The organism is Pseudomonas sp. NPDC089741 (assembly GCF_044748825.1).
Taxonomy (GTDB): Bacteria; Pseudomonadota; Gammaproteobacteria; order Pseudomonadales; family Pseudomonadaceae; genus Aquipseudomonas; species Aquipseudomonas helmanticensis.
This window is the reverse complement of record NZ_JBIVGT010000005.1, coordinates 89645-112358: the sequence shown is the minus strand read 5'-3', so window position 1 is coordinate 112358 and position 22714 is coordinate 89645. Positions and strand designations below refer to the sequence as shown.

The window sequence follows — 22714 nt, the reverse complement described above, 5'->3', positions numbered from 1 at the left end:
TCTGATATGGACATTCGCCACCTGACCTTCCTGGCCGGCCAACCTTCTGCGGCCGTAAAACCGCGCGAACAATTTTGGGGCATGCCGAAACGCGGCCTCGCGTTCCTGCTGGCCAACGTCATGTTCTGGCAACCGATGTGGGCGCAGGCCGATGGCATCGTGGTCAATGCACCGGGCACCGGTCTGGATCGCGCGGGCAATGGCGTGCCGATCGTCAACATCGCCGCGCCCAATGGCAGCGGGCTGTCGCATAACCAGTTTCACGATTACAACGTCGACGCGCAGGGCGTCATCCTCAATAACGCCACCGCACGCACGCAGCTGACGCAGCTGGGCGGGATCATCCTCGGCAACCAGAATCTGCGTGGTGCAGCGGCGCAAACCATCCTCAATGAAGTCAACGGCGGCAGCCCAAGTCAGTTGCGCGGTTACACCGAAGTCGCGGGGCAGTCGGCGCGTGTCATCGTCGCCAACCCTTACGGCATCAGTTGCAACGGCTGCGGTTTCATCAACACGCCGCGCGTCACGCTGACCACCGGTAAACCGGTGCTCGACAATGGTCGTCTGGATCACTTTCAGGTCGATCAGGGCAGCATCTCCATCGACGGCGTCGGCCTCGATGCGAGCAGCGTCGACAGCTTTGAAATCATCACCCGCAGTGCGCAGATCAACGCGCAGATCCACGCCAAGAACCTCAACATCACCACCGGTCGCAACGACGTCAACGCCGACACGCTCAACGCCACCGCGCGTGCCGATGATGGCAGCGCCAAACCGCAACTGGCCATCGACTCCTCGGCGCTGGGCGGCATGTATGCCGGCGCGATCAAACTGGTGGGCACGGAGCAGGGCGTCGGTGTGAAGCTGGCGGGCGACCTGGCGGCCAGCGCTGGCGATATCCAGATCGACGTCAACGGTCAGTTGCGCATGGCCAAAGCCACCGCCAGCAATGCCGTCACCGTCAAAGCGCAAAGTCTCGATGCCCAAGGGCCGGTGTACGCCGGCACGCAACTGGCCGTGCAGACCGCCGAAGAGCTGATCAACCGCCAGAGCCTGGCCGCCCGTGACAGCGTCAGCCTGAGCAGCGCTGGCAAGCTGACCAACAACGGCGTGATCGAGGCCGGGGTAAACGCTGACAACAGTCGCAATGCCAGCGGTGATTTGGCCATCAACAGTGCTGCGGTGAGCAACACTGGCAGCATTTTAGCCAGCCGTACGCTGAGCGCGGCGGTGGTCGCCGGGTTCGATAACCAGAACGGCATCGTTCAAGCACAAAACCTTAATCTGAGCGCGGCTCGCCTGGTCAACCAGGGGCTCAACGCCCGCATTTATGGTGAAACGCGCCTGGCAATCAGCGCTCCGGCCATAGTCAATCTCAACGGGCTGATCCGCTTTGCCGATGGTCAGGCTGCGACACTTTCGGTCGACAACCTGGACAACCGTCAAGGCCGGATCGAAATCGCTGGCGGCAGCCTCCAGCTCAGCGCACGTGAGCTGCAAAACGCCGACGGCAAAATCATTGCCGGACGACTCGACATCGACGCCCGGCAACTCAATAACAGTGGCGGCCTGATCGGTGCCAGCCAGAGTGATGCCAAGGTCGTTGCCCGTGAACGTCTGGACAATGGCAAAGGCAAGATCCAGGCGAAAACCACGCTGGCAGTGTCTGGTGGAGAGTTACTCAATCAGGGCGGCACGCTGGCCGCGGACAAAATCAAGGTCACGGCGACGCGCCTCGATAACAGCGGCAAAGGTGTTGTCAGTGCTGAAAACGGCACTGCCGAACTGACGCTTACCCAGGATCTGGATAACCACGACGGCAAAGTGCAGGCCACGGATCGCCTGACGGTGGCGGCGCAAGGCATCAATAACCGAAACGCCAACCTGATCGGCAAAACCCTTGAAGTCAGCAGCCGCGACACACTCGACAACACGCAAGGCACGATTTCGTCCGATGACAGCGCGGTCACCAGCGCAGACCTCGACAACAGCCAAGGCCTGATTCAAGGCAATGATCGTCTGAACCTGACCGCGCGCGATGTCCAAAACACTGGCGGCAAACTGCTCGGCGGCGTGGTCGATGCCAACCTGCGCAATCTCTCGGGCAACAACGACGGCACCGTCAGCGCCGCAACCGGCAAGCTCACGCTGGTGGTTGAGCAGCATCTGAACAACGCTTTGGGTCGCCTGCAATCCAGTCAGGCTGACGTCGACATTCAGGCCGGATCGCTCGACAACCGTGGCGGTGTCGTTGCCGCAAAACAATTGTTGATGGTGGCTAAGGACGGCCACATCGACAACCGTGGCGGGCGCATGATCGCCGACGGTCTGGACCTGCACGCCGCGAGCCTCGATAACACTGATAGCGGCTTGTTGGCGGCGGGTGCCGATGGTGCGCGATTGATCCTCAAGCAAACCGCGCCGGGGCAATCGCAACTGCTTAACCACAAGGGCCGGATTCAGAGCGAAGGGCAGTTGCAGATCGACAGCGATGCGGTCGATAACAGCGCCGGTGTCCTGCTCGGCAAAACCATCGACATCAACGCTACGCAACTGAGCAACAACGACAAGGGCGGTATCGTCGGCAACGGTGGTGATGTTGTCCTCAACATTGCCGGAGTCTTCAGCAACGTGACCGGTGTGGTCGATGCCGCCGATCAGCGTCTGCTGCTCAATCAGCTCACTTCGCTGGACAACCGTGGCGGCACCCTGCGCGGCAAGCGTCTGGACATCACCAGCGCCGCGATCAACAACAACGATGCCGGGCAGATTGTCGCTGGCAGCGACGGCCTTAAAATCACCGGTAAAACCCTGCTCAATCAGCAAGGCGTGATTCTCGCCAACGGCAGTCATGCCGAACTGGCCCTCGGTACTGGCAGCCTGCAAAACCAAGGGGGAACGCTGCAAGCCGACTCGCTGGAGATCACCAGCGCCGACCTCGATAACAGTGCAGTCAACGGTAAGGCCGGTTTGATCTCCAGTCTGATCGATGACCTGACACTGACCGTGACGCGCCTGACCAACCGCGCCGGCAAACTGTTCGGCAAGGATCAGCTGATCTTCACCGGTACCCGCCTGGACAACACCGGCGGCGAGATCAGTGGCAATCAACTGGGCCTCGAAGCGGTCGGGCAGATTCTCAATCAGGGCGGCCTGATCGAATCGGCCACCAGCCTCAAGCTGGTTGCCAGCGGCCTGGATAACAGCGCTGGCGGCCAAGTCCGCGCACTGGGGGGCGCCTCCAGTCAAATCAAACTGACCGGCAACCTCAACAACCAAAGCGGTGCAATCGAAATCGGCAGCCAGGATTTGGTGCTGTCCGGCGCGCAACTGAATAACCTCAGCGGCAACGTGCGCCATGCGGCGCAGGGCGTGTTCGATCTGGACCTGACTAATCTGACCGGCACGCAAGGCAGCCTCACGGGTCTGGGCAAAGGCGTGTGGGATGTCGGCTCGGTCAACGGCGTCGGCACCTGGCAACTCAACGGCGGCCTGACCTACACCAGCGCGCAGGATCTGAGCCTCAACGCCGGCGACCGCATCGCCAGTGCTTCGACGCTGAACCTCAATGTCGCCAACCTGAACAACGCCGGGCAATTGGCGAGCGACGGTGACCTGACCCTGAACCTTGGCGGCAATCTGCTCAACAGCGGCAAAGTTTCGGCGCAGCAGAAACTCACGATCAACGCCAACGACGTGATTCAGCAGGACGGTCGACTGGTCAGCGGCGGCGATACCGTCATGACCCTGCGCGGCACACTGGACAACCTCGGCCGTCTGATCGCCAACCAGAACCTCACGGTGACGGCGGCGCGGATCAACAATAACGGCACCCTCGGTGCCCAAGGCAACCTCGAATTCACCGCCGCCAATGGCATCTACAACGACGCCGATACGCTGCTGTTCAGCGGCGGCACGATGAAGCTGCACGGCAACAGCCTGAACAACTTCTATGGCGACATCTACAGTCGCGGCAACCTGAGCTTCGACGCCGTCGGTGGTGGTCGCGCTGCGGTGTTCAGTAACCTGTCGGGCACCGTTGAAGGCGAGGGCGACATCGACATCAATGCGGTCTCGGTGGAAAACGCCAAGGCCGAATTCGAGCTGACCTCGGGGCAGTCGTCCGGGAGCCTCAGCTGGGTGTGCGCTCAGCATTGCGGGGGCGGCGATGGTTGGAAACGCGGCTACATCACCATCATTACCGACTTCAACGATCAGGTTCTCAAGGATTCGCGGGCGGCACGCTTCGTTGCCGGGAAGAACCTCAATATCCACGCCAATCGGGTGGAAAACCGCTACAGCCTGCTGGCCGCCAACGGTGATCTGACAGTCACTGCCGACAGCCTGTTGAACCAGGGCGCCGCTTCGCGCTCGGGCCAACGTGTGCTGAAAATCGGTACACCGGAGCACATCGCCAACAGCCTGTGGGATCAGATGGAATTCATCGATATCCCGGCGTTCAACGCGGCGACGGCGGCGGGTAATTTCGATCAGGCGCGGTTCGACGAACTGGCCAGTCGCTCCAGCGACTCCCGATTCTTGCCGACCAGCGATGTCACTACCTGGAATGAAAACGGCAACACCGTCTACTCGGCCGTGATGCAGGCCGGCGGCAAGGTCAAACTCGACGTCGCCAACAGCATCCAGAACGGCACGCTGTACGACAACACCCATGGTCAACTGACCGGCGCCTTGTCCAGTGACCAGACCGATGCGGTCGGTGGCATCAACATCAACCTCGGTAAGCACAGCACCGACGCCAGCGCGCAGGCGCCGAAATCCGTTACCCGTATCGAACACATCGATGCCGATGGCGTGAAGCAGATCAGCTTCGTACCCGTGGACTTCAAAGGCGTGCCGTTTGCGGCGGTCGATCCAACGGCGTCCTCGACGTTCCGTCTGCCGAAAGGCCCGTACGGCATGTTCGTGCAGAGCAGCAACCCGCAGAGCCGCTACCTGATCGAGACCAACCCGGAGCTGACTCAGACCGCGCCGTTCATGAGTTCCGACTACCTGCTCGGCAAACTCAATTTCAGCGCCGATGAAACCGCGCGCCGCCTCGGTGATGGCCGCTATGAATCGCGCCTGATCAGCGACGCCGTCATGGCCCAGACCGGTCAGCGTTTCCTTGCCGGCGGCCTGGAGAATGACTACGAGCAATTCCGTTATCTGATGGATAACGCGCTCGCCAGCAAAAACGAACTGAACCTGTCGGTCGGCGTCAGCCTGACCTCGGAACAGGTCGCCGCACTGACCCACGACATCGTGTGGATGGAAGAACGCATCGTCGACGGCCAGAAAGTGCTGGTGCCGGTGCTGTATCTGGCCCAGGCCGAATCGCGCAACGTGCGCGGCGGCAGCCTGATTCAGGGCCGCGACCTGGAGCTGATCGCCGGTAATGACCTGGTCAACGTCGGCACTCTGAGTGCGAGCAAAGACGTCTCTGTCGATGTGAAGGGCAGCCTCTATCAGGGCGGCCTGGTCGAAGCCAATGAGCGCATCAAACTCATGGCTACCGACAGCATTCGCAACGCACTGGCCGGCGAAATTCGTGGCAACCAAGTCGAACTGACCAGCCTCAAAGGCGACATCGTCAACGATCGCACCGCCATCGCCGTGCGCGACGGCAACGGCATGCGCACCCTCGTCGATGACGGCGGCAACATCAGCGCGCGTGACAGCCTGACCATCAAATCGGGCAACGATCTGGTCAACGCGTCATCCATCAGCAGCGGCGGCGACGCCAGCCTGAGCGCGGCCCGCGACATCAACCTGTTGGCGACGCGCGAAGAAAACGAACTGCACGAATCGTTCGATGGCGGCCATCGCTCAACCATTACCACCACCGTGGACAATCTGTCCTCGACAGTGAAAACCGGTGGCAACCTGAAGCTTGATGCCGGTCGCGACATCAACGTCGTCGCCAGCACCGCCGAAGCCAAAGGCAACCTCACCGCCGACGCCAAGCGCGACATCTTCATGTCCTCGGCCGGCGACGAAAACAACGTCGAAACCCACAGCAAGGACGGCAAGAAACGCGTCCACGAAGAAGATAACCACACCGTCCAGAAGGCCGCTGAATTCATCGCCGGCGGCGACGTAAAAACCAACTCCGGCCGCGACACCACGCTGGTCGCGAGCAAGATCAGTGCGGGCAACGAAGCTTACGTCTACGCGGGCAACGACCTGAACCTGCTGGCCGCGCAGAACAAGGATTACACCCTTTATGACATGAAGGAGAAGGGTGGTTTCGGCAACCTGAAACTGCAACGCGACGAAGTCACCGACACCACCTACGTCGGCAGCGAAATCAAGACCGGCGGCAACCTCTCACTGGTCAGCAAGGGCGACCAGCGCTACCAGGTGGCCAAGCTCGACAGCGGCAAAGACATCGTCCTCGACAGCGGTGGTTCCATCACCTTCGAAGGGGTGAAGGATCTGCATGATGAGAGCCATACCAAAACCAACAACAACGCCGCGTGGGTCTCGGCGAAAGGTCGCGGCAACACCGACGAAACCCTGCGCCAGACGCAGATGATTGCCAAGGGCAACATCATCATCAAAGCGGTCGATGGGCTGAAGATCGATATCAAGGATGTCAATCAGGAGTCCGTGAGCCAGACAATCGACACGATGGTCAAGGCCGATCCGCAACTGGCGTGGTTGAAGGACGCCGAGGCGCGGGGGGATGTGGATTGGCGGCGCGTGAAGGAGATTCACGAGTCGTTCAAGTATGAGAATTCGGGGCTGGGTCCGGCTTCGCAGATAGTCATCGCGATTGTCATGGCGGCGTTTGTCGGGCCGGCAGCATTGAGTGCCCTGAGCGCGAGCATGAGCACCGTTTGGGCCGCAGGTCTCGCTGCGGTAGCGACGGGCGCAGCGACGAATGCCGCCACCAGCTTTATCAATAACGGTGGAAACCTTGGGGCTGTGTTCGAGGATGTAACTTCCTCGGATGCACTGGCCAGCTATGTGATTTCCGGAGTGACCGCTGGCCTTACTGCGGGCTACTTCGACAGCATTCTCAAGACCACCACGAACCCGATAACCGGCAAGGTCATGACCGACCTCAGCAGTCTAGAAGGTGTTGGCCGTTTCGCCGGTAACCAGCTGTTGCAGAACACCACGTCGACTGTTTTGGGCGGAGCTCTAGGTCAGCACGCGGATTTCGGTAACGCATTGACAGGTGCGCTGTTGAGCACCCTGAATGCGGCGGCATTCAACGCTGTAGGCGATTTTGCTGCTAGTCAGGGTTGGAAGGACGGCAGTTTCGAAAAAATCGCCTTGCACGCAGTTGTTGGCGGGTTGCTGAACGAAGCTGCGGGTGGTGATTTCAAAACGGGCGCGTTGGCCGCTGGCGCTAATGAAGCCTTGGTTACCCAGTTGGCCACGTTGGTGAAGAACGACAGCAACCTGTTGTCGATGTCTTCTCAGTTGGTGGGTGTAGCCGCGGCTGCTGTGAGCAACGGCAACCTTCAAGAGGGCGCCACGATTGCAAAAGACGCCACCAACTACAACTACCTGATGCACCACGAAATCGTGGAAATGCTCGATGAGCAGGCAAAGTGCGCATCCGAAGCCTGCAAGACAGAAGTACGGGAACGCTACGCCGATCTCGATGAGCAAAGAAATGCAGAGCTTGGCAACCTCTGCCAGACAAATATAACGGCCTGCAATCAGCTCTCGGCACAACTGCAAGCCGATGCGCCGAAAATCCGGGAACTGGCAGAGCAACTCCGCCTCAACGGAGATATAGGTGCGGCCGCAACTGTGGGCTGGGTCATCACCGAGAATAACCAGGCTGCACAAAATACGATCACGAGAGAGGTTGTCGTTCAGCGTGATGGTGAGGCGGGCGCGTTTTGGGGGGACGCTGCAGAAGTACTGGCAAATGTCGGGGGCGCTGGTAAGCCGGGCAGTAGTAAAGGTACGACTAAGACCGGCATTGCTGATAGCAGTGAAGCTTCCGCCCCGAATTCCTCTTCAACAAGAGGGCCTAGCGCGGAAGATATTCCTCCTGCTACGTCTGCCATTTCTCGCGTAGGTCTGAGAGAAGATCTCGCAGGACAGGCGGGCATTCCACGGGATATGATTGGTAATCCGTCAAGTGTGTGGGGGCGGTCGATCGATGATCTGAAACAGTCACTCACAATGGATGGTGCAACTGCAACTCTCTCGACAAAGAGCAAAACATCAGGTAATGCGCAAGTGTATGAAATTACCGGCAGTGCAACTGGTATTAAGGAAATCCAATACAGTCCATCTACAGTTGATAGTGCTAAGAAATCAACGCATGTAGGTGAGTATTACAGAATCACGTATGGCGATAATACTTCGGTCAAGGTGGTTGATCCCGATACATATCGACCCCAGTTTAAAGGGCCGAATGAGCCAATTTACGACAAAGATACGCTTTTCATGAATCCGCAGGGGCAGGAAGTTTTATTCAATCCCGCTACCAATAAATGGGTGCCTAAATGAACAGTTTTTTCATATCTTGGGTTGCGACTATTTTTCCGGGAGTATCTCTTGCAGGAATACCCTTGGGGCTGACTGAGGCCGAGCTTGAATCGGGATTGGCAACGTATACCGTTGACGACAATAAAACTCTGTATCGATTTGAGGAAGGGCCTGTTCTTAAATTGACAAAGTATGCCGGTGGAGCAGGTGAAAGCGGTTATGTATTCGATTTGTATGAGGATAGTGTTATCAACTTGAATAAGGTTGGGGTTCCTGCATTAAGCATACAGATAGAGTGCGACAAGGTTTGTGCAATTAAGGTTTATGATTTTAGCTTTCCAGGTGAGGCTGCTAGTGCTTTTGTTTATAAGGGGGAGCTCAGCTCAAATATAGGCTTGGGAAGCATTCTTGCAGGGTTAACACCCTTTACGTCGTTGGAGTTTGATAGAGCTGAGGCGTGGTTTGTAACTGATGAGCACTTCGGTTTTATAGAGATTTCAGGATGGGGAGTACCGCTGGAGGAAGAACCTCGACAACTCATCACTGCCATTTGTGTGATTTGATTAAAGTTATATAAACCATTCAACAGGTTTTTTGCAGCGAACATATAGTGTCGAGTGATACGAAATGGCCTTGGAAATCTACGAATTAATTTCAGGGTCATGCCGATTACGCTGTCGAGGCGCGTAATCCTGACCAGAAGACATTTCGCAAGAAAGAATGCGAGCAGTGAAGGATTTCTTTAATAAGTCCTTCCCCTTCTGCCTCGATTTAGAGCCGGTATTGTAGTGGTCAACTAATCCCGGACACGACGTTAAGTTTTTCTTCGGCGCAACGGATTTACTCTTCCATGGCCGGTGCGCCGATCAAGACAGTTGAAGATCTTGTCGGCGCATTGAAGAGCGGGGTGATCAAACCCAGCCAGTTACCGCTGGATTACGTGGATATAAATGGAAGCCGGCTTATTCTGAATACTCGATCATCGACGTCTCTTGAACAGGCAGGGATTCCAAGAAACGAATGGGTAGGTCGAAATCAGACAGGGGTCGAGGCGTATCCCCGTAAAACCTTCAACGATCTTGCGAATGATCAACTTAAAAATAATGGTCTTCCACCTACTGGTGCGAATGGATTGAAGTCGGTGAGAAAATGAAGATTGGTGATCCGAAACAATTGCTTAATCCTTACGACTGGCTACCCGGTTATGGTGAATCAAAAGTAAATTTCTACTCCGATGGATTAGATGTAATTGTAGATATTACATATGATGGTATTGGAAGTGATGCTGGTGAATTTTTATCGGTAAAGAGAGAGTTGTGCTTTAAGAACGTTAGCTGCCTTATAAAGCTCCCATTTCCAGAAAGGGGTGTTTTTGAGTTTGTTGATGATGCAAGTGGTCTAGCGCTAGGGGTGTTGACTGAATTTAAAAAGTCTGAGCTGTTAGAGGGAAGGCAGGCTGGATTTGAAACTGAACGATATAAGCATTACAGTATCCAGTTTCTGTCCGAGAATTTGAGTCTACATCTGGTGGCTGAGGGATACATTTTGTCTGAAGAAATTCCTCTAAGCGTAAACTGAAGCGATCAGCCTTTAGCACTAACTCAGTGGGTGAGGTTTGAGTATCACACTCATCTTCTAATTTGGTAAGGGACACGAATGTTAGGGATGATCCATGGAAGTGAGATTTAATAAATACGTTGTGTGTACTGTTTTTGTGAGCCAAACTCCGTTCTCGGCTTGATAAAAATGTACGCCATTACGGTGCATTTCTAAGGCGTTGATTTTAAGTGCAATAGGTGAGCCATGCCGCCCACCAACTGCGATAGCAGACTGCAAGTCTCGGGTAAGATGGACATATTGGCGTGAGCCAGGGATCAAGCCGTCCTTAAGTATAGATCTGAGAAAGACTTTCGCCGTCCCATGATATCAGAATTCGGGCGGGATTTTTTCTGCATATGCTATATCTACATCAGCTGTGGTATGTCCTTGTAAAGCGCGGATTTTTGTTTCGTCATCGGAGGCTGCGAATCTTTTTTTCACTCAATTCTACAATGGATAGAATTTGTGATCTGTTAATGGGAAGTCCTTGTTTTTCCGCGCTTTCGATGATGTTGGTAATTAGTGCTCAACCTCCACTATCTAGTTGTATATCTATTGATAAAATTCGAGGTTTTCGTGGAGATATTCAAGCAACTCTTCGACAGTGGCCGAGTGTCGCCCGCGCTCATGAATGACGTTGAACTCGAGCGACTCCGACTAAAAAAACGCCCCAATCAACCGGGGCGTTTTTCATTTGTCGAACACTATATCCGGACGCTCACCGAAACGCCGGCACCACATGCTTGATAAACAATTCCAACGACTTCTTCTTCTCCGCATGCGGCAAGCTGTTGTCGCACCAGAAACTGAACTCATCCACGCCCAGTTCCTGGTAATACTTGATGCGCGGGATGATTTCCTCCGGCGTGCCGATCATGGCCGTCTTGTGCAAACTCTCCAGTTCAAACTCCGGACGCCCGGCAAACTTCTCTTCCGGGCTTGGGTCGAGGAAACCGTTGACCGGCGTTGCCTTGTTTCCGAACCACGCATCGAACGTGCGATAGAAACGCGAGATCGCTTTGGCGCCGACTTTCCAGCCGTCCGGGTCGTCGGCGGTGTGCACGTGGGTGTGACGCAGCACCATCAGTTGCGGGCGAGGTACGTCCGGGTTGTTGTCCAGGGCAGTCTGGAATTTGTTCTTCAGGTCGAGGACTTCTTCGTCGCCCTTCATCAATGGCGTGACCATGACGTTGCAGCCGTTGGCCACGGCGAAGTTGTGTGAGTCCGGGTCGCGGGCGGCGATCCACATTGGCGGATTCGGTTTTTGAATCGGCTTCGGCACGCTGGTCGAAGTGGGGAATTTCCAGATGTCGCCGTCGTGGGCATAGTCGCCTTGCCACAGGGCGCGGACCACCGGAACCATCTCGCGCAGGGCCTGGCCGCCGGATGAGGCGGGCATGCCGCCGGCCATGCGATCGAACTCAACTTGATAGGCGCCACGGGCCAGGCCGACTTCCATGCGACCGTTACTGATCACATCGAGCAGGGCGCATTCCCCGGCGACCCGCAACGGGTGCCAGAACGGCGCGATGATGGTGCCGGCGCCGAGGTGGATGGTCGTGGTTTTCGCCGCGAGGTAGGCCAGCAGCGGCATCGGGCTCGGCGAGATGGTGTATTCCATGGCGTGGTGTTCGCCGATCCACACGGTGCTGAAACCGCCGGCCTCGGCCATCAGGGTCAGTTCGGTCAGGTCTTCGAACAGTTGGCGGTGGCTGACGCTTTCGTCCCAGCGTTCCATGTGTACGAACAGGGAAAATTTCATGACGCTACCTCGGATCTTTTGTTGATGGCCGGTCGTTTGCGGGCCTGTGTCACTGGCATGAGCGCTGAACGCTCGCAAGTCTTCTCACCATTCAAGCACGCCTTCGAGACGGCTGGTCGGTTGATTGAATATTGGTATACCATAATACGGAATATCCGCAAAATATTTCTGACCGACACTTCGAACAAGGAAGGCGCAGTAAATGAACATCAAACAAAAATTGACCTTGGCATTCGCGGCCATCGCCAGCCTGCCGGTACTGCTGGTAGCGGTGCTGATCATTCTCAACGTGCGCGAGGCGGCACGTGACAACTTCATCGACAGCACCGGGCGTGAGGTGCGTCAGGTCGAGAACGCCATGCAGCTGTTCTTTGAAGGCATCAGCCAGAACGTCGCATATCTGGCTGAGCATCCGCAATTGCAGGGGACTGATGGCAGCCTTAAACGCTATCTGAGCAGCGATGCCGCGCAGATCCCGCTGGGGCCGCAGGATCAGCAAGTGTTCACGCTATTCGCCGGTCTGGCCAAGGCCCACCCGGCTTACACCTATCTCTCGCTGGGGACGCAGGAGGGCGGCTATCTGTTCTGGCCGGGCGACCCGCAGCTGGCCAGTTACGACCCGCGTACGCGGCCCTGGTACCAAACTGCGATGGCCAATCCCGGCAAGACCCTGCGCACCGATGCCTATTACTGGGCGGCGGATGACGTGGTGCTGGTGAGCACCGTGCGCAGTTTCAACAATCAGTTGGGCAGCAACGCCGGGGTGGTGAATATCGATGTGTCGCTCAAGCAACTGACCGATCTGGTCAAGCAGATCCGCCTCGGCGACAGCGGTTATCTGATGCTGATGGAAGCCAATAACACGGTGCTGGTCGATCCGAGCGATCCGGCGCATAACTTCAAGAAACTTGACGCGCTGGGCGATGGTTACCAACAACTGGCCGAGGCTGGCAAAGGTCTTGTCGAAGTGGAGCTTGCTGGCGAGCGTTACATGGCGCTGGTCTGGCCGTCGGAAGCGCTGGGCTGGCGTTTTGTCGGTGTGGTCAGGGCCAGTGAAGTCATGGCCGGCGCCACACGTTTGACCTGGATCATCGGCGCCATCGCTGCCGTTTGCGCGCTGCTGTTCGCCATGGCGGGCGCGTGGTTTGCCGGCTTGATGGTCAAGCCGATTCGCGGGGTGGCCAGTGGGCTTGAAGGGATTGCGCAGGGCGAGGGCGATCTGACAGCGCGGCTGGAGGTGCGCGGGCAGGATGAAACCGCGCAATTGGCTGGCTGGTTCAATCAGTTTCTTGAAGCGATTCGCACGTTGATTCAGCGCATCGGTCAGGCGGCCGGGCAGATTCACAGCAGCTCCGGCAGCGCCACCGAGGTCTCGGCGGAAATGGCGGAAGTGGCCTCACGGCAGCGCGAGGCGGTGGACATGGTCTCGACGGCGTTTCATGAAATGGTCGCCACCTCCAACGAAGTTGCGCGTTCGTGCAGCCAGGCTGCGGACTCGGCTGATAACGGCCAGCGTCAGGCGCACACCGGGCAGCAGCAGATCGATGCGGCGGTGAGCAATGTCGGGCGCTTGAGTCAGGAGATCGGCCACAGCGCCGAATCGATGCAGCAACTGGAGCAGGACAGCACCGACATCCAGTCGATTCTCGGCACCATCCGCTCGATTGCCGAGCAGACCAATCTGCTCGCGCTGAATGCGGCAATTGAAGCCGCGCGGGCGGGAGAGCAGGGCCGTGGTTTTGCCGTAGTCGCCGATGAAGTGCGCGCGCTGGCCAAGCGCACGGCGGATTCCACCGGCGAGATCGACGCCTTGCTCGGCAACCTCGCGCGCCGCACGCATCAGATGGGCAAGCAGATGCATGCGAGCCTTGAGGTGTCGCAGGAGACTGTGGTGTCGATCAATGAGGCGCGGGCGAGCTTTGAATTGATTCGCGAATCGGTGGACGTGATCCGCGACATGAACACGCAGATTGCCACCGCAGCGGAGGAGCAGCATCAAGTGGCCGAGGACATCAATCGGCATATCAGCCAGATTCATGGTGATGCGCAGTTGGTGGCGAGCCTGGCGGATTCGACGCGGCAGGATGCGCAGAATCTGACGGCGTTGTCACAGACGTTGAATCAACTGGTAAGCCGGTTCCGGACCTGATTTCGCCCGCACAAACACCCTAAAATCTGTGGGAGAGAGCCTGCTCGCGAAAGCGGTGTGTCATTCAACCCATCGTTGTCTGACACACCCTCTTCGCGAGCAGGCTCGCTCCCACAGGGTTACGTGTTGTTTTGGGGAATCAAGCAACGGCAGGCAACGCACCCATCTTGCCGTGGCAATACACCAGCGGTCCGGCAACCTGCTCAGGCACGATCAGGTTCTTCACCGCGCCGACCATGATCGCGTGGTCGCCCCCTTCGTATTCGCGCCACAACTCGCACTCGATCACCGCCGTCGCATTGGCCAGGATCGGGTTGCCCAACTCGCTCAACGTCCACTCGATGCCCTGCGCCTTGTCCTTGCCTTTGCGCGCGAAGGCATAGGCTTCGCTTTGCTGTCCGCCGGACAAAACGTGAATGGCAAAGCGCTTGTTCTTGATCAGCACTGGATAGGAATCGGAGCTGTAGTTGGGGCAGAACAGCACCAGCGCCGGGTCCATCGACAGCGAACTGAACGCGCTGGCGGTCAGGCCGACGATCTGGCCGTCGTCATCCAGCGTGGTGATCACGGTGACGCCGGACGGGAACGAGCCCATGACTTGTTTATAGATGGCAGCATCGATCATTGGGTGGTCCTCGGGTGTTGTGACGCGGTTTTTATGTGTTTGTAGGTCTGATGGTATACCGTAATACATTCTTTGCAAGGGATTTACAGTTGAACCGATAAACGTGCTGCTTTCGTCGGAAAGTCAATGTTTACGGGGCTTTTGCCTAGTCAAAGGAGAGCGTGATCAGCGAGGATAGCGGATCAGGTAGCGCTCAAATTGCCGGATCAGTCTTGTGCAAAGCTTGGAATACCATAATATGGTTCGCATCTGAGGGGCGGCCAGAGAGTCCCCCCGGTTTGGCTTCATACAACGATAAGAACAGACAAACTCGAGTTCATGCATATGTCCCAGATGTCCCGGCAAGATCCGTTGATCGAGAATCACACGGTCGATTACGTCCCACTCGCGGAACGCCACGGGAAGGCCCGCGACCTTTTCACCCTTTGGTTCAGCACCAACATTGCGCCACTGCCCATCGTCACCGGCGCCATGGTGGTTCAGGTGTTCCATCTCGATCTGCTCTGGGGCCTGCTGGCGATTGCGCTGGGGCACATGATCGGCGGCGTAGTGATTGCGCTGGCGTCGGCACAAGGCCCGCGCATGGGCATTCCGCAGATGGTCCAGAGTCGCGGTCAGTTCGGTCGTTATGGCGCACTGTTGATCGTGTTTTTCGCGGCGATCATTTACATCGGCTTCTTCATTTCCAACATTGTCCTCGCGGGGAAATCCATCGTCGGCATTGCGCCGTCGGTGCCGGCGCCGCTGAGTATTTTGATCGGCGCACTGGCCGCTACGGCCATCGGCGTGATCGGCTACAACTTCATCCACACGCTGAACCGCATTGGCACCTGGGTGATGGGCAGCGCGTTGCTCGCCGGTTTCATCTACATCTTCGCCCATGACTTGCCGGCGGACTTCTTCACCCGTGGCAGTTTCAACCTGTCCGGCTGGCTGGCGACGGTGTCGCTGGGGATCATCTGGCAGATCAGTTTCTCGCCGTACGTCTCCGACTATTCGCGTTATCTGCCAGCCGACATCGGCATCGCCAAGCCGTTCTGGGCGACCTATCTGGGCGCGACGCTGGGTACGATTCTGTCGTTCAGTTTTGGCGCTGTTGCGGTGCTGGCGACGCCGGAAGGCACCGAAGCGATGGTTGCGGTCAAGCAGTCCACCGGATGGCTGGGGCCGATTCTGATGGTGTTGTTTCTGCTCAATATCATCAGCCACAACGCGTTGAATCTGTATGGTGCGGTGCTGTCGATCATCACCTCGATCCAGACGTTCGCCAGCCAATGGACGCCGAGCATCAAGGTGCGCGTGATGTTGTCGAGCGTGGTACTGGCAGGCTGCTGTGTGGTCGCGCTCGGCGCGTCGGCGGACTTCATTTCCGAGTTCATCGGTTTGATTCTGGCGCTGTTGCTGGTGCTGGTGCCGTGGGCCTCGATCAACCTGATCGACTTCTACCTGATCAAGCGTGGCAACTACGACATCACCTCGATCTTCCGGGCTGACGGCGGGGTTTACGGGCGCTTCAATCTGCACGCGATCATTGCCTACTTCATCGGCATTATCGTGCAGCTACCGTTCGCCAATACGTCGCTGTATGTCGGGCCTTACGCCAATCTGGTTGATGGCGCGGATCTGTCGTGGCTGGTGGGTCTGGTCGTCACCGTTCCGCTGTATTACTGCCTGGCGACACGCGGCCAGGTCCAGCAGAGCAGGGCGGCGAAACTGGGGTACACAGACTGAGTCATCCCGCAGCTAAAACTGTGGCGAGGGGATTTATCCCCGTTCGGCTGCGCAGCAGTCGTGAAATCAGCGAATGCGTTTCTCCCTTGGGTTGAAGGGGGCCGCTTCGCAGCCCAACGGGGATAAATCCCCTCGCCACAAGTGATCTGCGGGATGCTCACGCATCCCGGTGGTCATTCATATTGGCCATATCGATCCCCTTTTGGCCCATTCCCCACTGTGATCCGTCTACGCTGTCGGCAAGAATCAAAACCACAACTAGACGCTGGATCTTTTTTGCCCTCGGCTACCCTTGCAGCCGCTGCCGTGTACAGAACATAAAAACCATCGAACTCACGCCGCATTCTGGGGAAACAACCATGGTCACGATGAAACGCATTCTGGGCGCCACCGTGTGTGGGCTGACGCTGCTGGCCAGCGCTGTCCAGGCCGAGCAACGCGAACTGCGCGTGTACAACTGGGCGGATTACATCCTGCCGGCCGTACCCAAGGATTTCGCTGCGAAAAGCGGCATCAAAGTGACCTGGGACACCTTCGACACCAACGAATCCCTCGAAGCCAAATTGCTGACCGGCAACTCTGGATACGACCTCGTGGTGCCGTCGAACCAGTTCCTCGAAACGCAGATCAAGGCCGGCGTGTTCCAGAAACTCGACAAGTCCAAGCTGCCGAATTGGAGCCACCAGGATCCGGAGTTGTTGAAACTGCTGGGCAAGAACGATCCGGGCAACCAGTACGGCGTGCCTTACATGGTCGGCACCGTGCTGATCGGCTTCAACCCGGCCAAGGTCAAGGCGGCATTGGGCGATAACGCGCCGGTGGACAGCTGGGATCTGGTGTTCAAGCCGCAGAACATGGAAAAGCTCAAATCCTGCGGTGTAGCGATGCTCGATTCACCGACGGAAATCCTCCCGCTGGCCCTGCATTATCTCGGCCTCGACCCAAACAGCCAAAACCCCGCCGATTACGAAAAAGCCAAGGAGTTGATGCTCAAGGTTCGCCCTTACGTGACCTACTTCAACTCGGCCAAATACATGACCGATATCGCCAATGGCGACATCTGCGTGGCCATCGGTTACTCCGGCAGTTTTTATCAGTTCGGCAACCGCGCCAAAGAGGCGAAAAATGGTGTGGTCGTCGACTGGCGCTTGCCGAAGGAGGGCGCGCCGATCTGGTTCGACACCTTCGCGATTCCGAAGAGCGCGAAGAACGTCGAAGAGGCCCACGAATTCCTCAACACCCTGCTTGATCCAAAAGTCATCGCGCCGATCAGTGACTTCCTCGGATACCCGAATGCGAACAAGGATTCGATCCCGCTGATCAACAAAGAGATCACCGACAACCCGAACCTGACACCGACTCCCGAAGCGCTGAAAAACCTCTACGTCGTCCAGCCATTGCCGCAGAAACTCGAACGCGTACGCACCCGCGTCTGGACCAGCATCAAATCCGATAAATAACCTTCGTCCAGACGAAATCCCCCTGTAGGAGCTGCCGCAGGCTGCGATCTTTTGATCTTGTTTTTAAAAATCAAAGTCAAAAGATCGCAGCCTGCGGCAACTCCTACAGGGAGTGCGTGCGGTTCTCTTTGCGGGAGATGAGCAGGCTCAGCAGGACCGAGCCGAGAATCACCCCACCTACCACCACCAGCGACCACTCCACCGGCATGTGCAGCCACGGCATCAACACCATCTTGCCGCCGATAAACACCAGCACAATCGCCAGCCCATACTTGAGCAAATGAAAGCGGTCAGCCATGTCCGCCAGCAGGAAGTACAGCGCGCGTAATCCCATGATCGCGAAGATGTTCGAGGTGAAGACAATGAACGGATCGGTGGTGACGGCGAAGATCGCCGGGATGCTGTCGACCGCGAACATCAGGTCGCTGGCCTCGATCAGCACCAGCACCAGAAACATCGGCGTCGCCCAGCGTACGCCGTTCTGCAGGACGAAGAACCGCTCGCCATGAAAGCCGCTGGTGATGCGCAAATGCCCACGCACCCAGCGCAGCAACGGATTCTTATCCAGATCCGGTTGCTGCTCGGCGAACACCAGCATCTTGATCCCGGTGACGATCAGGAACACACCGAACGCGTACAGCAGCCATTCGAACTGCGAGACCAGCCACACACCGGCAAAGATCATCACCGCGCGCATCACGATCGCCCCGAGCACACCGTACAGCAGCACCCGGCGCTGCAACTCCGGCGGCACGGCGAAGTAGCTGAAGATCATCACAAAGACGAACATGTTATCGATCGACAGCGATTGTTCGATCAGATAACCGGTGAGGAATTCGAGGGTTTTCTGTCGGGCGATTTCGCCGCCAAAGCTGCCGTTCAGATACCACCAGAGCAGGCCGGCAAAGCTCAGTGCCAGCAGGCACCAGGCAATGACCCAGGACAACGCTTCGCGCACTGACACGCGGTGCGCCTTGCGTCCGCCGAAGACAAACAGGTCCAATGCCAGCATGGCAAGAACGAAAACGATGAAGGCGCCCCACATCCACGGTTCGCCGATATTGATGTTCGTGGCAGACATGTCACGCTCCCGGTCTTATTGGTTTAGAGTCAGACGAGGTCATGCTAGCGACGACGCTGCGGCAAAGAAAAATCGTTTATTTCTGCGCAACAGTTCGTTAAAAACGAAGTGTCGGGTGCGCGGCGGCGATTAGATCCTTTCTCGAACCTCTTTTTTTGGAGCGACTATTTCAGCGATGAGCAACGACCCTCTGGAACCTCAAGCAGTCGGCAGTCCGATCACCAGCAGTGCGATTTTCATCGTCGCAACGCTCAATGCCGGCCCTGACGCAGCGGAAAAAGTGAAGGGCTGGTGCGGCGATGTCGCCGGGCTGGTGCGCTCGGTGGGCAAGCGCGTACCGGCGGGCAACCTGACGTGTATCTGCGGGTTTTCTTCGAATGCCTGGGATCGCCTGTTCGGCAGTCCACGTCCGGCGTCATTGCACGGTTTTCGTGAGTTCGGCGTCGCAGGGCGCCACGCACCGGCCACACCGGGCGATCTGTTGCTGCACATCCGCGCCGATCAGATGGACCTGTGTTTTGAGCTGGCCACACAGATCATGGCCGTGCTCGGCGATGCCGTGACGGTGGTCGACGAGGTTCAGGGGTTCCGCTATTTCGACATGCGCAGCATCATCGGTTTTGTCGACGGCACGGAAAACCCGGTCGGCCGCAAAGCGGTGAATTTCACCATCGTCGGTGATGAAGATGCGGACTTCAGCGGCGGCAGTTACGTGCTGGTGCAGAAGTATCTGCACAACATGACCGCGTGGAACGGTTTGAGTGTCGAGGCCCAAGAGCGAGTGATCGGGCGCACGAAGTTATCGGATATCGAACTGGGTGAAGACGTCAAACCGAGCAATTCCTACAGTGCGCTGACCACCATCACTAACGCAGCGGGCGAGGAAGTGAAGATCCTGCGCGACAACATGCCGTTCGGTCGGCCGGGAGCGGGGGAGTTCGGCACGTTTTTCATCGGCTACGCGCGTTCGCCCGAACCGATGGAGCAGATGCTGGAAAACATGTTTGTCGGTAAGCCAGTGGGCAATTACGACAAGTTGCTGGATTTCAGCACCGCCGTCACCGGCAGCCTGTATTTCGTGCCGTCAGCCGATTTGCTGGAGGAATTGGCGGATCGCTGACTGCAAACGGGGTCGGGACTGATCAATCCCGACCCCGTTTTTGTTCAGGACAGCGGCGGCGTGCGCGGTGGTACCAAACGCTTGGAGCCTGTCGATTCAAACGCCGAGGCCAGACGCAGCAGCGTCGAATCGTCATAAGCGCGACCGGCGAAGGTCAATCCGGCCGGCATGCCGATGTCGGCCATGACACCCATTGGCACCGTTACCGTCGGCACGCCGAGGTGACGGATCGCGAGGTTGCCGTTGGCGACCCAGACACCGTTGCTCCAGGCGATGTCCGCCGATTGCGGATTAACATCGGCATCCGCCGGACCGACGTCGGCCACCGTCGGGAACAGTACGGCGTCGAGTTTCAGCGCATCCATCCAGTCTTCCAGATCGAGCTTGCGGGTCTTCTCCAGGCCGCGCAGACCGTCGGGCAACGTTGAAATCTGATCCCACGGCGTAATGCCACGCTCGGCCATGCGCACGTATTCATCCATGCCAGCGGCCAGATCACCTTCACGGTTGGGCAGGGTCCCCGGGTCGTGCGGGAAGATTTTCGGCCCGTCGACATCGACCAGGCGATTGAGTTTTGGATCACCGTTGGCCCGCAGGAAATCATCGAAGGCCCAGGCCGACAGATCCCACAGTTCGTGGTGCAGGAACTCTTTGGAGACGATGCCGCGATTGAACACGGTCGGCGCGCCGGGACGGTCGCCTTCGCAATTGGACACTAGCGGGAAATCGACTTCGATGACTTCGGCGCCGGCGGCTTCGAGGGCGGCGCGCGCCTGTTTCCACAGGTCGATCATTGATTCACGGGTGTTGATGCGTTGCCCGGTCGGGCCACCGATGCCCGGCTCTGCGCTGGTGCCGGCGTCGGGGTCGGCGTTGATGTACATCTTCGGCACGCCCAGACGTTTGCCGGCCAGAGCGTCGGCCTTCACCGCCAGTTCCGCGTAGGAAGCAGGGCGCACGGACATCACGCTGGGGATCGGCACCCACGGTTGCAGGCGCCACAGATCGCCACGGGTGTCGGTGTCTTCAGCAACCACGACGTCGAGCACTTCGAGCAGATCAGCCATGGTCCGCGCGTAAGGCACGACCACGTCCATGGTCGGCGTCAGCGGCCAGTTGCCGCGCACCGAAATCACCCCGCGCGAAGGCGTGTAGGCGCACAAACCGTTGTTCGACGCCGGGCCGCGACCGCTCGACCAGGTTTCTTCGGCCAGACCGAATGCGGCAAAACTGGCGGCCGTGGCGGTGCCGGCACCGTTGGACGAGCCGGAGGCAAAGGGTGCGGTCAGGTAATCGGCGTTATACGGACTTTCGGCGCGACCGTAGACGCCGCGCTGCATGCCGCCATTGGCCATCGGCGGCATGTTGGTCTTGCCCAGACAGATCGCCCCGGCGGCGCGCAGGCGCTCGATGGTGAATGCATCGCGGTGCGCGACAAGATCGACAAATGCCGGGCTTCCGGACGCGGCGGTGAGGCCTTTGACCAGGTAGCTGTCCTTGGCGGTGTAGGGAATGCCATCGAGCGGACCGAGGGTTTCGCCTTTGGCGCGACGGTCGTCGGCGGCCTGCGCTTCTTGCAGTGCGTCGGGGTTACGCACGACCACCGCGTTGAGTGCGGTGGCGCTGTCCGCGCCATCGTAGGCATCGATTCGCGCCAGATAGGCCTGCACCAGCTCGACCGAAGTGGTCTGGCCAGATTGCAGCGCCGCGCGTAGCTGGGCAATGGAAACTTCAGTGACTTCGATCATGTCATTACCGCCGTCAGGTTCTCAAAAGGGTTGTTCATCATTGTTGTTGTGAAACGTGCAGAAAGATTTTCGATGGACGTAACTCTACCTTGAACTTCGAGCAAAGGCTCGCGCAAGTTCGATAATTATCGGGTTATTCAGCGGAAAAATTCCCCCGGTGTCTCTCCGAACTGCTGGCGGAATGCTGAAATGAACGCCGAGGTCGAGTCATATCCGCAGGCCAATGCCACGTCGGTGACGCGTTCGCCGCGCTCCAGCGGTGTCAGTGCGCCGAGCAAGCGCAAGCGTTGCCGCCAGGCGCGGAAGGTCAGGCCGGTGTCGCGCAGAAACAGCCGCGTGAGGGTTTTCTCGGTGACGCCGAATTTTTCGCTCCAGTGACTCAGCGTGGTCTGCTGTTCCGGATGCTGCTCCAGGCTCTGGTAGATCTGCTTCAGGCGCGCGTCTTGTGGCAGCGGCAGCATCAGGTCGATCGGCGGGGCTTCGGCGAGTTGATCGAGGATCACTTGCGCGAGCCGCCCGTGTGCGCCGCTCAGGTCGTACTCCACCGGCACCTGACTGAAGGCGCGGATCAGTTCTCTGAGCAAATCGCTGACCCCGAGCACATGGCAACGCTCGGCGGCCCAGCCGGCGACGCTGCAATCGATGTACAGACTGCGCATCTCGGTGTGCGGCGAACTGAACACCCGATGCGGCACACCCGCCGGAATCCACACCGCGCGCTCCGGCGGCGCGACGAAGCGGCCGGCGCTGGTCTGCACTTCGAGCACACCCTGAATCGCGTACGACAATTGCACCCACGGGTGACTGTGACGGCGAGTCAACGCACGATTGGGCAGTGATTCGGTGCGCCCGTACAACGGACGCGGCAGGCTGGGAAGCCCGGGAATGCTGCGTCTGACGCTTTTGTCGTGTCCTTTTGGCGGCATCTGGAGGATCTTCGGCGTTAGTCGGTAATTTGCACTCACGTTAAAGTCGCTGT

General features: G+C 58.1%; 13 protein-coding genes and 2 pseudogenes. 9 read left to right on the top strand and 6 right to left on the bottom strand.

All coding sequences use genetic code 11. The annotated features are described in order from the left end of the window. The first annotated feature begins 6 nt into the window (after nucleotides 1-6). The 4 genes from ACIPZE_RS07570 (at nucleotide 7) to ACIPZE_RS07555 (ending at nucleotide 10038) form a co-directional block, all read left to right on the top strand. Nucleotides 7-8481 carry a DUF637 domain-containing protein gene (locus ACIPZE_RS07570; protein WP_400772212.1) on the top strand — a complete coding sequence of 2825 codons (8475 nt, stop codon included), beginning with the start codon at nucleotides 7-9 and terminating at the stop codon, nucleotides 8479-8481. Further along, on the top strand, nucleotides 8478-9023 hold the full coding sequence (locus tag ACIPZE_RS07565; protein ID WP_400772210.1) for a hypothetical protein: 546 nt from the start codon (nucleotides 8478-8480) through the stop codon (nucleotides 9021-9023). Before ACIPZE_RS07570 ends, ACIPZE_RS07565 begins: the two co-directional genes overlap by 4 nt. Before the next feature lie 287 nt (nucleotides 9024-9310). Next, the gene (locus ACIPZE_RS07560; RefSeq protein ID WP_400772209.1) at nucleotides 9311-9613 is read left to right on the top strand and encodes a hypothetical protein; all 303 of its coding nucleotides are present in this window, start codon (nucleotides 9311-9313) and stop codon (nucleotides 9611-9613) included. Beyond that, complete coding sequence (locus ACIPZE_RS07555) at nucleotides 9610-10038, top strand: hypothetical protein (protein WP_400772207.1); 429 nt, start codon at nucleotides 9610-9612, stop codon at nucleotides 10036-10038. Before ACIPZE_RS07560 ends, ACIPZE_RS07555 begins: the two co-directional genes overlap by 4 nt. An 81-nt stretch (nucleotides 10039-10119) precedes the next feature. Here the strand turns inward: ACIPZE_RS07555 and ACIPZE_RS07550 are convergent. After that, nucleotides 10120-10374, bottom strand: a pseudogene (locus ACIPZE_RS07550) (RNA 2'-phosphotransferase); the annotation flags it as partial. A gap of 403 nt (nucleotides 10375-10777) precedes the next feature. Then, nucleotides 10778-11821 (bottom strand): LLM class flavin-dependent oxidoreductase, encoded by a 1044-nt coding sequence (locus ACIPZE_RS07545; protein WP_400772206.1) that lies wholly within the window; start codon nucleotides 11819-11821, stop codon nucleotides 10778-10780. A 202-nt stretch (nucleotides 11822-12023) separates the two neighbouring features. On the opposite strand from ACIPZE_RS07545, the pseudogene ACIPZE_RS07540 reads away from it, so the two are divergent. Together ACIPZE_RS07540 and ACIPZE_RS07535 are read left to right on the top strand one after the other, a co-directional pair. Further along, nucleotides 12024-13112 (top strand): annotated as a pseudogene (locus ACIPZE_RS07540) (cache domain-containing protein); the annotation flags it as partial. Nucleotides 13113-13202: 90 nt separating this feature from the next. Beyond that, nucleotides 13203-13970, top strand: coding sequence for a methyl-accepting chemotaxis protein (locus tag ACIPZE_RS07535; protein WP_400772405.1), 768 nt, complete (start codon nucleotides 13203-13205; stop codon nucleotides 13968-13970). A gap of 139 nt (nucleotides 13971-14109) precedes the next feature. Here ACIPZE_RS07535 and ACIPZE_RS07530 read toward each other — a convergent pair whose 3' ends face one another. Continuing rightward, nucleotides 14110-14595 (bottom strand): flavin reductase family protein, encoded by a 486-nt coding sequence (locus ACIPZE_RS07530; protein WP_122594237.1) that lies wholly within the window; start codon nucleotides 14593-14595, stop codon nucleotides 14110-14112. 324 nt (nucleotides 14596-14919) lie between these two features. Here ACIPZE_RS07530 and ACIPZE_RS07525 point away from each other — a divergent pair, with 324 nt between their 5' ends. After that, nucleotides 14920-16326 (top strand): purine-cytosine permease family protein, encoded by a 1407-nt coding sequence (locus ACIPZE_RS07525; protein WP_400772203.1) that lies wholly within the window; start codon nucleotides 14920-14922, stop codon nucleotides 16324-16326. 359 nt (nucleotides 16327-16685) lie between these two features. After that, nucleotides 16686-17786 (top strand): polyamine ABC transporter substrate-binding protein, encoded by a 1101-nt coding sequence (locus ACIPZE_RS07520; RefSeq protein ID WP_129392836.1) that lies wholly within the window; start codon nucleotides 16686-16688, stop codon nucleotides 17784-17786. A 103-nt stretch (nucleotides 17787-17889) separates the two neighbouring features. Here the strand turns inward: ACIPZE_RS07520 and ACIPZE_RS07515 are convergent, their stop codons facing one another. After that, nucleotides 17890-18867 (bottom strand): TerC family protein, encoded by a 978-nt coding sequence (locus tag ACIPZE_RS07515; RefSeq protein ID WP_283436783.1) that lies wholly within the window; start codon nucleotides 18865-18867, stop codon nucleotides 17890-17892. 175 nt (nucleotides 18868-19042) lie between these two features. Between ACIPZE_RS07515 and ACIPZE_RS07510 the strand changes: the two genes are divergently transcribed. Further along, nucleotides 19043-19987, top strand: a complete 945-nt coding sequence (locus ACIPZE_RS07510) for a Dyp-type peroxidase (protein WP_400772201.1) — start codon at nucleotides 19043-19045, stop codon at nucleotides 19985-19987. Nucleotides 19988-20031: 44 nt separating this feature from the next. Here the strand turns inward: ACIPZE_RS07510 and ACIPZE_RS07505 are convergent, their stop codons facing one another. After that, the gene (locus tag ACIPZE_RS07505; protein WP_283436781.1) at nucleotides 20032-21735 is read right to left on the bottom strand and encodes an amidase; all 1704 of its coding nucleotides are present in this window, start codon (nucleotides 21733-21735) and stop codon (nucleotides 20032-20034) included. Nucleotides 21736-21872: 137 nt separating this feature from the next. Next, a complete protein-coding gene (locus ACIPZE_RS07500; RefSeq protein ID WP_283436780.1) occupies nucleotides 21873-22661 on the bottom strand; it encodes a helix-turn-helix domain-containing protein in 789 nt (262 codons plus the stop codon). Nucleotides 22662-22714 lie beyond the last annotated feature (53 nt).